7 protein-coding genes are annotated in these 14,529 nt (G+C 40.3%); 2 read left to right on the top strand and 5 right to left on the bottom strand.

Going from position 1 to position 14,529, the window contains the following annotated elements:
- The first annotated feature begins 208 nt into the window (after positions 1-208).
- Entirely contained in the window at positions 209-475 is a 267-nt protein-coding gene (locus ACM0OY_RS36790) for an NIL domain-containing protein (protein ID WP_414573659.1), read from the top strand.
- A gap of 235 nt (positions 476-710) precedes the next feature.
- On the opposite strand, the gene ACM0OY_RS36785 is transcribed toward ACM0OY_RS36790, so the two are convergent.
- From ACM0OY_RS36785 to ACM0OY_RS36770, 4 genes are all read right to left on the bottom strand, one after another.
- The gene (locus tag ACM0OY_RS36785; RefSeq protein ID WP_414573658.1) at positions 711-1,955 is read right to left on the bottom strand and encodes a pentapeptide repeat-containing protein; all 1,245 of its coding nucleotides are present in this window, start codon (positions 1,953-1,955) and stop codon (positions 711-713) included.
- Positions 1,956-2,111: 156 nt separating this feature from the next.
- Positions 2,112-4,418, bottom strand: a complete 2,307-nt coding sequence (locus ACM0OY_RS36780) for a hypothetical protein (RefSeq protein WP_414573657.1) — start codon at positions 4,416-4,418, stop codon at positions 2,112-2,114.
- Between the two features lie 34 nt (positions 4,419-4,452).
- On the bottom strand, positions 4,453-6,366 hold the full coding sequence (locus ACM0OY_RS36775) for a hypothetical protein (protein ID WP_414573656.1): 1,914 nt from the start codon (positions 6,364-6,366) through the stop codon (positions 4,453-4,455).
- Between the two features lie 34 nt (positions 6,367-6,400).
- Positions 6,401-7,333, bottom strand: a complete 933-nt coding sequence (locus tag ACM0OY_RS36770) for a CHAT domain-containing protein (RefSeq protein ID WP_414573655.1) — start codon at positions 7,331-7,333, stop codon at positions 6,401-6,403.
- A 647-nt stretch (positions 7,334-7,980) separates the two neighbouring features.
- On the opposite strand from ACM0OY_RS36770, the gene ACM0OY_RS36765 reads away from it, so the two are divergent.
- Positions 7,981-11,145, top strand: coding sequence for a GAF domain-containing protein (locus ACM0OY_RS36765; protein WP_414573654.1), 3,165 nt, complete (start codon positions 7,981-7,983; stop codon positions 11,143-11,145).
- A 194-nt stretch (positions 11,146-11,339) separates the two neighbouring features.
- Here ACM0OY_RS36765 and ACM0OY_RS36760 read toward each other — a convergent pair whose 3' ends face one another.
- Positions 11,340-13,874, bottom strand: a complete 2,535-nt coding sequence (locus ACM0OY_RS36760; protein WP_414573653.1) for a beta strand repeat-containing protein — start codon at positions 13,872-13,874, stop codon at positions 11,340-11,342.
- Between the last annotated feature and the right edge of the window lie 655 nt (positions 13,875-14,529).

Below are 14,529 nucleotides of genomic sequence, written 5' to 3'. Positions count from 1 at the left end.
GAGGTGTGGGAGGTGTGGGAGGTGTGGGAGGTGTGGGAGGATGGGGAAGAAATCTTTCCCCCCTCTCTCCCCTCTCTCCCCACACTCCCCACACTCCCCACACTCCCCCATCCCCCCCTCTCCCCTCTCTCCCCACACTCCCCCATCCCCCCTCTCTCCCCACACTCCCCACACTCCCCACTCTCCCCACACTCCCCACTCCCCCTCTATGACTAGTGACAATAACCTTATAAATAAACGCATTCGAGTGAGAATTCCTAAGGATTATCACCAGGAACCTGTGATTTCTCGGCTGATATCTGATTACGGTTTGATTGTAAATATTACAGCTGCAATTCTGGGAGCCAATGCTGTCGGTGATGGTTGGTTTGACCTGGAACTCAAAGGAACACAGGTACAAATTCACAGTGGACTAGCTTATCTCCATGAATTGGAATTAGAAGTCTGGGATGAGACTAAAGCAAGTGATTGGTAAATTAGTTTGATTGCTGTTTTCTAATTTTTCAACTTAGAACCAAGAGTTGACAATATCTATTTTTACAGGTATTGCAGTAGACATTACTATGGGCGATCGCTCCGTGAAAATCATCTCGAAATAAGAGCGATCGCTTTCTTAATTACTACTGGAGTTTAGACTAAAAGCGATATAAGACAAGGCAAATAAAATAGAATTACAGATTAAAAATATTCTCAAGAGATTAGCATTGCCTTTAAAATTTACAAGGCCCAGATTTACCGTTAGGACAAATAGTTGAAGTATCAGTCTTCACCTTGTACAAAGTAGCAGCCCTTAAGTCAACATCCTTCAAATTAGCACCTCTTAAATTAGTACCTGTTAAATCTGCTTTATATAATGTCGCACCTTCAAGATTTGCTTTACTTAAGTCCACCCAAGTTAGACTAGCACGAGATAAAACAGAATTTTTCAAATTTGCATAGCTGAGGTTGTAACGATCCAATTTTTTACTTTTTAGGTCTCTTCCTGTTGTAGATTCGTTTACAATTTTCCAAATTAATTTAGCATTTTGATCAAGTTTGGCTGTAATCTCACCTGTTTCTGGATCAGTAATTTTTGCTTTTCTTAAATTAGCACCTAGTAAATTCGCACCTAGTAAATTAGCACCATTTAAATTTGTTTCGGTCAAGTCCGCACGCGAGAAGTTTACACCTCTCAAGTCTGCTCCTGCTAGACTAGCTTTATTCAGTCTTGCATTACTTAAATTAGCCTGACTCAAACGGGCACCATTAAGATTAGTACCCACCATATTTACATTAGTGAGGTTGGCCGCTTCTAAGAAGGCTCTATTTAAATTTTTACCCTGTGCATTCTTTGTTATTCCTAAACTTATTCCCCAAATAGTTCTAGTGGATTCTAACTCCGGATTAGACAACAAATATGTAATTCCAAATCCTATCGATAAAAATATTGCTGGCTTAATTAAAATTTTTTTATCTATTTTTTTGAAATTTTCTTTCCTAATAAAAATGCTAGTTTTTTGAATTACCCATACTAAAATTTTCTTGGTTTTATTAAATATCATCAAAGATAAAACTTTAAATAAAATTTGTGATTTTTTTACTATATTTTTAATTATTATGATTATCTTAGGGCTAGAAATATCAGGCTCAGAGCTACTAGGTTGGACTTCTGATTCCATAACAACTGGAGGGATATGGACAACAAAATACCCTTGGGCATTCTTTTTGTGCCAAACATCTAGTGGATATAATATTATCCTATCATTTTGTTGAATACCTGCTTCTTCCAGTGTGCAATCATCCTCTAATGTAGACGAGGTTCTATATAGAACAAGTCGGCAAGGTGGCTTTTCTGGCAAGCCTAGTAGTGTTTGTGCTGCTTCACGGACTTCACTTAACTTCACTTTCAGTGAAATATTTTCTTTCCGTTCAGCGATGCCGTCATATCTTTTTAAGATTACTATAATCTCCAGCATTATTAATCTTTAATTGTAAACTGTTTACTGTCTTCGATTTTTTTAGTAATACCTTTTTAGGTAATGATTATGAAATTATTAGTTATAGGACTTATACCAATTTAAGATTATTTAGTTTCTGGCATAAGCCCTGTTTTGTTTACTAATCACTTGCTATCAGATTTTTCCATCGGGAGTATCTGTGTCATTACCAGAACTGATTTCTGGATTTGCTTTATTTTTTAGAAAATTCATTTTTTCGGCTACTTCACTAAAACCTTTACCTTTTTGTTTTCTGGGTTGCAAACGATTCAGAGTACTTCTGGCATCTTCTAAAGAAGGATTAATAAATCCTGTTTCTAGTTCTCTAATTCTCTCATTCACGTATACGAGTTCAGCTTCATTTTCCTCATCTCCTGTTAGTTGCAAGCGTCGTTGATAAAGTTTATCAAGTTCCAAATATTTTACTTCTTCGCTTCTGAATGAGATTTCTAGCTGTTGATGATGCTGTTTCTTTGTAGCTTCTATAACTTCTGTATATTCTTCTAATTCCTGCTTGTACAATTTTCGTTGGGCATCGTATAGACTCTGTTCTTCTTCTGTATGTTCGCGAGTAAGATTACTTATGTAAATTTCTAAACCGAATTGCTCGATAATATTATTCCTTGCCCACTGGTTAACAACACGCTCTATCAAAGACAAGTCATCCAAATCATCGTATTGCAAATCCTCTTTGTCAAAAGTATTCAATTTCGCCTTCAAACTTCTTTCAATTGACTCTTTGATATCGTTGATTTTTGGCTGCCTATCTCGAAATATGTACCAACTATCTTTTTCAACGCTTAAAACCTGAAAATCTCCCTGAAACTTAATTTTTATCCTTCCCTTTAAAGAAAATACTTCAAATTCAATGGAACCTATTTGTCGTCGCAATTCTTGGAAGCACTTAGCAATATCCGTATCTAAGTATTTAGGAACTATACTGCTAACTTGAGCAGCAAAACTTTCTTCTAGTAATTTTCTAATTTTATCTATTAATTCTTGTTCGACTGACTGCTTTTCTCCTAGCTGTTTATCATAGTGAGCAAAGCGCATATAAAAACGTTCTGGTTCTGTTTGGGTTAAATATTCTCTTGTGGCATCATAAATAGCTGACTTAATTAAATCTTTGACATCATCTTGTCGATTGAGATGATGCTTAATACTTGCAAGATTAGGAATTTTGGCTGTAACAGAGATACTCAGCTTGACATCAACTCTAGCATCTTTGGTAGGAAAAGTATCTTCGATTCCCAGAAGGAATTTGTCTTTGAGCTTCAGAGGTTCTAAGTCGGGAACAGAAACAATTTGGTCTACATGATATCCAAGTGCATTGGCCGCCTCTTCTATTTTGGCTTTAATAATATCTTCAATAGGATGAAAATCAAGTAGAATATCGATATATTCCTTTTGCAATAACAAGGGTTTAATAATACTTTCTAATTTACTCTTAACCCAAGTTTCCAAATTCGGAGATTGAGCAGCTCTATACCTACCAATGTCTTTTGGTATCATGTACAATTTGTTTTGTACTACAATTGGCTGCGGATAGCCTTTAACTGTACATACAATGTCATAGGAACGGTCATTTAAAAGTTCTTGAGCAGGAGTAACTGAATTACTAGCAAGAGACAGATACTCTAATTTTCGACCATAATTAATGAGAATTCTGTTTAAATTATGCAAAAGTTCTTGACGAACAGTATCTTTCAAGTGATAGCAGAACTTGTGTAGAGTAACATTTTTACTCAAGTAATTTTTAACTTCTGCTTTAACTACATTCGCTAACAACAACTCTCGTCCATAGTTCAATATAGCTTTCACCTTGTTTTGTTCGTCAACTATAAGCTCAGTTGAAAGCTGAAGGGATAACTCATCATTACAATCATTAACATATACAGAAAATTGAATGTTATCTATTGAAAAAGTTCTAAGCTGCTCCTCTTTGTCTAAGGAAATCTTCAAATGCAGGCTTATACCAACCTCTTCTTGCACATTTTTTGTGAGATATTCTCTTAACTGTTCTACCTGGAAAAAGTAATTTTCAAGAAAACTTGCGGTATTATTTTGGGGAAACCTAGCAATCCATTTTTGAATTTTATTATCAAGTTCACTGCTGGGAGATTGACTATGACAGAGAGCTTCAGCTACTCTCTCTTCATTGCCAGGGTTGCAACTAGCGCGATAGGTTATGGAAATTCCGATTTCACAGTCGTTAGCAAAATCAATCACTTTGCAAATTAGATTTTTGCGTTCAGCAATATTCACTGCATCGTCATTATTGGCAACAATGTAAAACTTGAAATTTCCACCAAATAATGGCTTTTTAGGGATTGCTTTCCCTTTTTTGTTGTCAATAATTACTACTTTTTCTGTATATGAATTAGCTTTGGTAGTTTCATGTACTTGACGAATGACTCTATCTAGAAAAGTGCCTTGATTCATCTTCATCTCCTAATTTCGTTACTCAAGCTGTTTTTTATAAAACCTTGAACTGTCTACTCAATTCTTTAACTAGGTTCCTTTTACGAAAAGCTTGTTTTCTTGATTGATTGTCACCAGATTTTTCATAACCTTCTGCTTCTGTGAGTAAATGCTCTGTATAATCGCTCCAATGTTGAACAAGTTGTTTTTGTAGAGAACGGTCAATAGTCAAAATTATTTGGTGAATCAAGTTATTAAATACCGCAGCTACTTCTTGATTAGGCTCTTTCTTCTCTAATCCCCACAAAATGATGAACCATTGTGCAATCAAAAAGCTAACTAGTTGTGTAGCGTTAACACCTTTATCAACAATATGCCTAAGAGCAAGCTTACCTTCAGGATCTAGATGAAAGAGCCAACTGGCTAAAGTCTCTAGCTTGCTATCGATTGAGCTATCCTGTAGAGCCGAGAATAATAAATATTTAGATGGGTAGTAGCCATAGTACCTAGAATTTAGCTTTGATGTGGTTTCCAAGCAGTATTCAATAAACAGCTGTAGTGCATATCTATTAGAAGGAGAATAGCTATTTGGCAAACGCTCTCGTCCTGGCAACCATCCCTTTAATGCTTCTAACAAATCGTAAATACGATAACCGCTTTGCTTTAGCCAGTTGTACAAAAATTTATAAGCCTCAGAGCGTATTTCTCCATTACCCCGGTCTAATAGTTGTTTCACCCAGTAGAGTCCATTAAATTGTGGTGCGGAGCGCAAATTTTTGATAATTGCTAGCACAACATCATATTGTCGCACTAACATCAAGCGATCAAGAAAGCTTTTAACTACATCCACAAGCTGAGAGTATTCCAGCATTTGGTAGAGTAAAGCAGAGATACGTGTAAAGATAAACTCCCTTCTTGTATTTGTTGAAAGTCTTTGCAATTGCAGCACTAAGTCAAAATTTATGCCAATATCACTATTGGCAGCATTGGTTGAAGCTAACACAATGTCAAAAAGCCAATCTTCTCCATAAATCTTAGGATAAGAAGTAGCCATATTAACTGTTAAATCAATTGCATTACGGCCCACTTTCAGCGAAGAATCAAACAGTAACAGTCTGGTACGATTAAACTGCTCTAACAAATATAAAGATTTTTGTTCTTCAAAATAGATTTTAAATTCATTTCTTAAATAAGGTAAAGAAAAATCAATTATCTGGGACGAATCTTCTAGACGCACTGCTTTCAAGTAGCATTTTTCTAAAAATTTATCGCGTTGAGCCAGGCTACTTCGCCAAATAGCAAGCAGTTGTTCTTTTTCAATGTTTTTAATTATTTTTGACTCCCCTTGCTCTGTGATTATTTGCGACTGTACGGTAACAGTTATTGATCGCTCTTCTAATAGAAAAGCAACAATTCGTTCAAAATCATAAGGGCTTAGTTCAGGAAAAAAAGTGGCTGTAAATATTACAGTATTTTCAATAGGTTCATGATCTTTAAATATTAAGTCAGGATGAACTTGTTGATTTTCATCACCTTGATTATTTGTAGCTGACCAATTGTGATATGACCTATGCTCATGAAAATCTTTAGTAAGAGCATAAAATTCTGAATTAAGTCCGGAGGATTCAGTCTGATTATTTACTGAATAATTGTCATTTTGCTCTTCTGAAATCGCATGAGAGTATTCATATATAGATTGCTTGTTTTGATTGCTTTTACTTTCTTCAATATCTTTTTCAAGACACTCAATTTTGTTTCCTAATGATTCAAGCTGAGTTTCATAATCCTTTAGCTTTTCTTTATCTCGTATAATTTGCCTATCTAGTTCAATCCTCTGTGTACTGCTTGCAGCATAATCCCTATCACTTTCCAATTCATGCAATTTTTTCAATAATTCCTGCCGCCTAGCTTCTGTAAAGCTATAATCCAGCTTGAGGATATCCAGTTGATTTTGTTTGAATAAAGACATAAATCATATTTTTTAAAAAGTTAACAACTTTTTTCTACAATCCTTGAAGTTGGCTTTCAAGTAACTCTATTTTTTGTTCTAATGATTCAAGCTGAGTCTCATAATCCTTTAGCTTCTCTTTATCTCGTATAATTTGTCTTTCTAGTTCAATTCTCTGGGTACTGCTTGCCGTATAATCTCTATCACCTTCCAGTTCATGCAATTTTTTTAAGAGTTCGTGACGCCGTATTTCTATAGAGCTATAATCTTCCTTGAAACGAGTTAGCTGCTTCTGTTTAAATGGAGATACAGCTAGGATACGTGTATCTATGTCAGACTTGTTGAGTTGCTGAAATGCCTGGAATGCAGATTCATTTGAGACTGGAGGCTGTTCCTTAGATCCACTTATATTAAAAATCGTCTCTTCAATATTTGGCTTCTTTTTGAGAATCGGGAAGAATTGCTCTGTAATACCTGCTAACCGAATTGCAGCACAACCAAATTTATAGGCAAATTCAACAGGCTTCCCAGATCCAAGAGCGTCGTAAAAACCTACAGCAAATTCAATTGCTGCTTTATCTCCAATGGCCTTTTTCATCCCAATCACATAATTAACATATTGACTGATTGCCTCTGCTTGTATCTCTGAATAACAGCCATTAAGAACAACGCACTCAACTTGATCTGCAAACAGTTGAAACAGTCCCGCCAAAGCTTCCCCATCAACTAGCCTTGCCGAACCTGTTTCATCTTCAAATACCAGACCCTCATCCCCTGTTCCATGCCCAGAAAAGTGAACAATCTGTGGATTGATATCCAGCATTGCCCGCTGAATATCCCTTGGCCGCACTGCCCACTTTTGCTCTAAGACAAACTGCTCGCGGTGTCTGGCTCGCTGCAATCCAGCATCGATTTCACGCACCTGCTCATCCAAACGCAGCGGTGTTATGCCTTTAGGATTTGCAGCCAAAATTAAGATTGTTTGCACCCTTTACTAAACTCCATTATGCAAGTTGATCAGAGTCTCACTCAAATTTTTCAAGTCAACTGTGATGTTAATGTGCATTTTTTTTACTTTTGCACTTATGTAAGTAATTCTTACACAAATCTACAAATGTAAAAAAGGCTATTCCGAAAAAATACTAGTTAAAAAGCGAAAACACCTACTAACTAAAGAGTGCTTTGGGACTTTCCAGGTTTATCTATTATCCCAACTGGAGTTTAGACTAAGCAATGCAAAACGACCCAGCACTGCTGAGTTAATAAGAGACTGGCTGAAAGTATGAACAATCGTTGATATTAAACAGCTACAAATGCTTTATTTTGGGGTGGAGTTGCTGTCTTTTTAACTGTTGAAAAATGGTTTTTACGTAGACGAAGTTTTCCTAGTATCCAGCCTGGGGACTTTCCGCGAGGTTTGGGTGGAAGGGCTGGAGTACCGCTGCGAAAACTGCTCCCATGGCGGGAGTAACTTTAAATATGCTGTAGAGCAACCTTACTACAAAAGCGCGGAAATAGCGACGCAGTGACAGGCTTGTTAGTTACGCGATCGCAGCTTTGTTTTCCTTGCAACTGACGATCGCAAAAATAAACTGGGAACACTAAGAGTAGGTATTTCACGATTTCCTACACTTTATGACAACAAACGATTATAAAACTTTAAACCTCCAAAATGTTGAAGATTGTCACAAACAACTACAGTTAACCGTTCAGTATCAAAAAATTTTGGGCAGAATATTAGCAAAAATTCGAGCATCTGTAAACCTAGAATCTTTGTGTTCGACTTCTTGCCAAGATATTTGTCGGCAATTGAAGATTGAGCGAGTGGCAATTTATCGTTTCAACGCTGATTGGAGTGGTAGTTTTATCAATAGTTTTGGTTTTGCAGAACCACGCTGGGATACACTCAACACTTTTGGACAGGACTTGGTGTGGGAAGATTCGTATTTGCAAGAAACTCAAGGAGGGCGATATCGCAAAAATGAGCCGTTTGCTGTGGCTGACATTTACGATGCTGGACACGCTCGTTGTCATGTTGAAGTATTAGAACAGTTTCAAATTCGGGCATATGCAATCGCCCCTATTTTCATTGGTGCAAAACTTTGGGGTTTGCTTGCAGGCTACGAACACTCTGCTCCTCGGCAATGGCATCCTCATGAAGTGGAGTTTTTAGCTCAAGCCGCAAGCCATCTCGGCGTAGCAATGCAGCAGGCAGAAATTCTAGAACAAAGCAAACAACGCACAGCAGAATTGCAAGATGCAATTGCGCGCCAACGTGCTTTGACAGAAGTGGTGGGAAATATTCGCTCCTCTGTAAACACCGAAATTATTCTCGACACGGCCTGCCAAGAACTCTGTAAACTTTTGAAGTTAGAACGGGCAGCGGTTTATCGATTCAATGAAGATTGGAGCGGTGAATTTGTCAGCCAATTTGGCATGGTCGAGGCGCAATGGGATAGAATCCATCCGTTTGGCAAAAATCTCGTTTGGGAAGATACCCACCTGCAAGACACCAAAGGCGGGCGCTACCGCAATAACGAAAGTTTTGCTGTTAACGACATTTATCAAGCAGGTCACTCGCGCTGTCACATCGACATTTTAGAGCAATTCAAAATTCGGGCATATGCCTTAGCACCGATCTTCATTGGCCCAAAACTGTGGGGACTCGTAGCAGCATATCAACACTCAGAGGCACGCCAATGGGCAAATTATGAAGTTGAGTTCCTGGGACAAGTGGGGGCACAGTTGGGAGTGGCGATTCAGCAAGCCGAAAATTTAACCCAGTCGAAACAACAAGCCACCGCATTACAAAATGCCATCGCTCGCCAACGCGCACTCACGGAAGTCGTCGGCAAAATTCGCTCCTCCCTAAATATTGAATTAATCCTGAAAACCACTTGTCAGGAAGTGTGTAAACTGCTAAGAGTTGAGCGAGTCGGCGTTTATCGCTTTAATGAAGACTGGAGTGGCGAATTCGTCAGCCATTTCGGCATGGTAGAGGCACAGTGGGACAGCATCAATTTATTTGGCAAAAATCTAGTTTGGGAGGATACCCACCTCCAAGAAACCAAAGGTGGACGCTACCGCAATAACGAAAGTTTTGCTGTAAACGACATCTACCAAGCCGGACACTCGCGCTGTCACCTCGATATTTTGGAGCAGTTCAAGATTCGCGCTTACGCCTTGACCCCAATTTTTGTGGGACGGAATCTGTGGGGATTGTTAGCTGCCTATCAACATTCTGCACCTCGTCAGTGGGGTAACGTGGAGGTGGAATTTTTAGGACAAGTTGCCAGTCAACTCGGAGTAGCAATGCAAAGTTCCGAGATGGTGACGCAAATCCAAACTCGCGCTGATGAACTGCACAAATCGGCTGAACAGCGGCGGATCTTATTCGATCTAGTAGTCAAAATCCGGGAATCGTTGGATTTGGAGACGATCTTTAAGACTACAGTACAGGAAGTGCGGCGATCGCTCAAAACTGATCGAGTCGGCATCTTCCGCTTTGAACCTGATGTCGGTTTTTGCAGCGGTGAATTTATCGCTGAAGATGTGCTACCTAAGTTTGATTCTGCCCTGGCTGTGAAGGTGCAAGACTATTGTTTTGGCGACCAGTATGCACCGCAATATCGCCAAGGACAAGTGCAAGTGATTTCTGATGTCAACAGCGTTGGCTCGAAAGTACCTCATCTTGACGTAATTGAGCGATTCCAAGTCAAAGCCCAGATTATTGTCCCCCTGATGGAAGGTGATGAACTTTGGGGATTGTTATGCATTCACCAATGCACACATGCACGTGATTGGGAAGAAGGCGAATTAGAATTTGTTACCCAAGTTGCGACTCAAGTGAGTGTAGCACTACGTCAAGCTAATTTGTTCCAGCAATCGAGTTTGCTTGGTCAAACCCGTGAAGAAGCAAATCAACTCGCCCAAGCACTCAATGAACTACGTACTGCCCAACTGCAAATTATCCACACAGAAAAAATGGCCAGCTTGGGGCAACTAGTAGCGGGTGTAGCTCACGAAATTAATAACCCAGTTAATTTCATCCACGGAAACTTAGAACACGCCCACCAATATACCCAAGATTTGCTGCGCTGTGTCGAGCTTTATCAGCAAAATTATCCCAATTCCACACCAGAGATCCAAGAGTTTTTAAAGAAAGCGGAAATAGAGTTTTTATTCGACGATTTACCTAAATTATTCCAGTCCATGAAAGTCGGGACTGAACGCATTCGTGAAATTGTCAGTTCGCTGCGGAACTTTTCCCGCCTAGATGAAGCTGACTTCAAAGCAGCAAATATTCACGAAGGCATCGATAGCACGTTGATGATTTTGCAAAACCGCTTGAAGTCCTCAGTCGATAGCCTTATTATTCATGTGACCAAACAATATGATACTTTACCTCCAATAGAATGCTATCCCGGTCAATTGAATCAAGTATTTATGAATTTACTGTCTAATGCCATTGATGCTTTAGAAGAACGAAACGCCCAAGCTACCCCGGAAGCGATGGCAGCAAACCCCGGCGAAATCAGAATTTCTACCTCCCTGCTCAATAAAGACTGGATTGCCATTCGCATTGCCGACAATGGACTTGGCATGGATGAAAAAATCCTCTCTCGCTTGTTCGATCCATTTTTTACAACCAAGGTTGTTGGTAAAGGTACAGGACTAGGGCTTTCCATCAGCTACCAAATTGTCACAGATAAACACAAAGGTAAGATCTACTGCCAATCTGAACCTTCCAAAGGCACAGAGTTTGTGGTTGAACTGCCAATTCGTCAAGTGAGAACTTAAAAATTAGTAGCTAAGGCGTTGCTGAATCAGAATATGAAATGCCAAAATTACGTTTCTTTTTTTTATCTTGGCGTGAGGCAGATTCATATTTTCAATCAGCAACGCCAAAAAAAAGAATCCAACTGATGGATTAAGAGAACCTGGACTTAGAAGATGATTCCCAGTCCAGAATCCAAAATTAAAAATGGTATTAACTAGGCTTGAATGATAAAGTCCGTTGCTGTAAGAGTTGGCGCACCACTCAGGGTGGCAAATAGGCCACCACTGCCAAAACCAGCCGCACTGCCATTTTGGTTGTAGAATAACTGCCCTGTCACAGGGTCATAGACAATTTTTGCTGTGCTGGTTGCCCCATTAGAAATAATTTTAAAATCACCAGCATTACTGAAACCTGTTCCCGCAGTTGAAGTAATAGCAGTGAAAGTAGTCTTATCCAGGATAATCTTGTCAGCTTGGGAGTGTTTGAAGTCAGTAATGGCATCTTGACCAATAGCAGAACTAACAAAGGCAGCATTGGTATTGTAAAGGAAATAGTCAGCACCCACGCCACCTGTGAGGCGATCGCTACCAGCGCCACCAACAAGAGTATCATTGCCTGTAGCACCAATGAGACTATCATTCCCAGCACCACCCCGCAGCAAGTCGTTGCCACTCTTACCATCGATTTTGTCATTACCTCCCTGACCATTGATGACATCAGCTGAGTTGTCCAAACCCGTAATATTATTATTCAGGTCATTGAGGAAAGTTACCGTGTTTTTAATGCCGATCGCCGTATCATTAGAATTGGCATCGAGGACATTAAAACTGTCAATGATAGTAGTTTGCCCATCAAACAGGATATTGCCGATGGCTGGTTTGCCTCCAGAAGCTTTCAGATTATCTAACTTTTCTAACTGAAAGTTTTTCAGAGTGACTTTAGTATTAGAAACATTTTCAAACGTGACTTCTAAGTTGTTACCATTTTGAGTCAACAGCAGATTTTGAGCAGTCAACCCAGACCCAATAAATTGCAGTGTGTCAACATTGGCAATTACCGCCTGTGATGGATTTGTGCCTTTACCAACACCACCAAAATCGTTAATGGTATCATTACCATCACCTCGGCGAATAATAAATTTATCTTGACCGCCATTGCCTGTAAGGATATCATTACCACCTTTCCCATCAATGATATTGTTGCCAATTGTGCCTGCAAGAGTATCTGCACCAGAAGTTCCTGTGGGGTTAGAACTGATGCCGATATTCTTCCCGCCAAACAGCACGTAGCTTTGCCCAGATTGGGAACCGTTAGGACTGGCTGAGGATGCCCCGATAATCAGGTCATCGAAGCCGTCACCATTGACATCTCCACCACGACTGACAGAGTTGCCTGAACTGTCAAATGGCACAATACCGTTGATGCTAAAGCCGTTAGTGCCGTTGAGATCCGAGAGGTTGATGCTAGGATTAAAGCCTCTGCCCTTGCCAAACACCACGTAGCTCTGCCCTGATCTGATACCGTTGGGGTCGGCACTAGGGACCCCGATAATCAGGTCGTCGAAGCCGTCACCATTGACATCTCCAGCACCGCTGACAGAGAAATTTGTCAAGTCATCCGCTTCGATGCCGTTGATGGTGAAGCCGTTAGTACCATTGAGATCTGAGAGGTTAAGACTGGCACTAAAGCCTGTGCTTTTGCCAAATACCACGTAGCTTTGCCCAGAAGCCGAGACTGTACCACCATTGTTAGCCTTAAAATTTATTGCCCCAATAATCAGGTCGTCGATACCGTCACCGTTGACATCTCCAGCACTGCTAACAGGGGAGCCTGAGAAGTCACCCGCTTCAATGCCGTTGATAACAAAGCCGTTAGTACCGTTGAGGGTAGAGAGGTTGAGGCTGGGGCTAAACCCTGTGCTTTTGCCAAATACCACGTAGCTTTGCCCAGAAGAGCCGTCAGGAGCATTGGTCGCCCCGATAATCAGGTCGTCGATACCGTCACCGTTGATATCTCCGGCATCGCTGACAGAGCCGCCCGATACGTCACCCAGTTGGATGCCGTTGATAGCGAAGCCGTTAGTGCCGTTGAGGGTAGAGAGGTTGAGGCTGGAGCTAAACCCTGTGCTTTTGCCAAACACTACATAGCTCTGCCCAGAAAAGTCATTGGCACCAATTGCCCCTATAATCACGTCGTCGAAGCCATCGTTGTTGATATCTCCAGCACTGCTGACAGAGCCGCCTGATAAGTCACCTGCCGCGATACCATTGATGGCAAAGCCGTTAGTACCATTGAGGCTGGAGAGGTTAAGGCTGGAACTAAAACCTGTGCTTTTGCCAAATACCACGTAGCTTTGGCCCGATTGGGAGCCGTTGGGGTCGGCGTTGCCAGCTCCGATAATTAGGTCGTCGAAGCCATCACCGTTAACATCTCCAGCACCACTAGAGGAGCTAGACCCGTCATCCGCCGCAATGCCGTTGATAGCGAAGCCGTTAGTGCCGTTGAGAGTAGACAGGTCGAAGCTAGAGCTAAAGCCTGTGCTGCTGCCAAATACCACGTAGCTTTGCCCAGAAGATTGGCCGTTGGGGTCGGCACCGCGCGCCCCAATAATTAGGTCGTCGAACCCGTCGCCGTTGACATCCCCAGCATTGCGGACAGAGGAGCCAGAGTTATCGCCAGTAGTAATACCATTAATGGTAAAACCATTACTGCCATTGAGATCTGAAAGATTAAATGTTGAATTAGCCATGATTTTCTCCTGTGTTTTTGTTATTCAGGGAGTAACTCATATCTGGCATCAGGCAACTCTGAACTCGATCGCACTGCACAAGGACTTTACCCGCAACACCAAAGTTTCAAAACCAGGCGGACTTGCTATTTGTTCTTTGAGGGTAACCCTGATTCCTGGGATACATTAAGTCAACGAAAATTAGACATGCAAATTCCGCCACTAGGTTTTGATGTGAGTCTCCCTAGTTTTTTAGTCATCATTAATTCTGATGGGTAATCAAATTCCCAAATTAGCAACCTATCAGAATTAATGCGATCGCTCAGTAGCCAGTCACTTAATTTCGATTAAAAAACCTTAAATTTGCGTTTTAATATCTGGAAACACTTAAATTTTTATCCGCACACCATTATCACATATAAATTCATCTGTCAATTGTTTACTATGCAATTAGTTCACATAAATTGAGCATATTTTACGTAAATTCACCCATTGTTTTTTTCTGGGCTTTATGAGACTCTCCTTTACATCACATAAAATACTTTAATTCGATAGATTTACCGTATTTTGCTTGAAGCTAAAAGGATGAAAATCATTGTATGGCAGGAGGCAAAAGGCAAAAGGCAGGAGGTAAAAGTATTACTATTCCCAATACTGCTCGCTTTGTGCATTTTTA

Origin of the sequence: Nostoc sp. CCY 9925, assembly GCF_963920935.1 — a bacterium.
GTDB lineage: Bacteria > Cyanobacteriota > Cyanobacteriia > Cyanobacteriales > Nostocaceae > Nostoc.
The sequence above is the reverse complement of the archived record's forward strand: the minus strand, read 5'-3'. Positions and strand labels throughout refer to the sequence as shown.

What these genes read in the sequence shown, in the direction of transcription:
- ACM0OY_RS36760 (WP_414573653.1), bottom strand. Translation starts at nt 13,874, where the DNA reads ATGGCTAATTCAACATTTAATCTTTCAGATCTCAATGGCAGTAATGGT.
- ACM0OY_RS36790 (WP_414573659.1), top strand. Translation starts at nt 209, where the DNA reads ATGACTAGTGACAATAACCTTATAAATAAACGCATTCGAGTGAGAATT.
- ACM0OY_RS36785 (WP_414573658.1), bottom strand. Translation starts at nt 1,955, where the DNA reads ATGCTGGAGATTATAGTAATCTTAAAAAGATATGACGGCATCGCTGAA.
- ACM0OY_RS36765 (WP_414573654.1), top strand. Translation starts at nt 7,981, where the DNA reads ATGACAACAAACGATTATAAAACTTTAAACCTCCAAAATGTTGAAGAT.
- ACM0OY_RS36775 (WP_414573656.1), bottom strand. Translation starts at nt 6,366, where the DNA reads ATGTCTTTATTCAAACAAAATCAACTGGATATCCTCAAGCTGGATTAT.
- ACM0OY_RS36780 (WP_414573657.1), bottom strand. Translation starts at nt 4,418, where the DNA reads ATGAATCAAGGCACTTTTCTAGATAGAGTCATTCGTCAAGTACATGAA.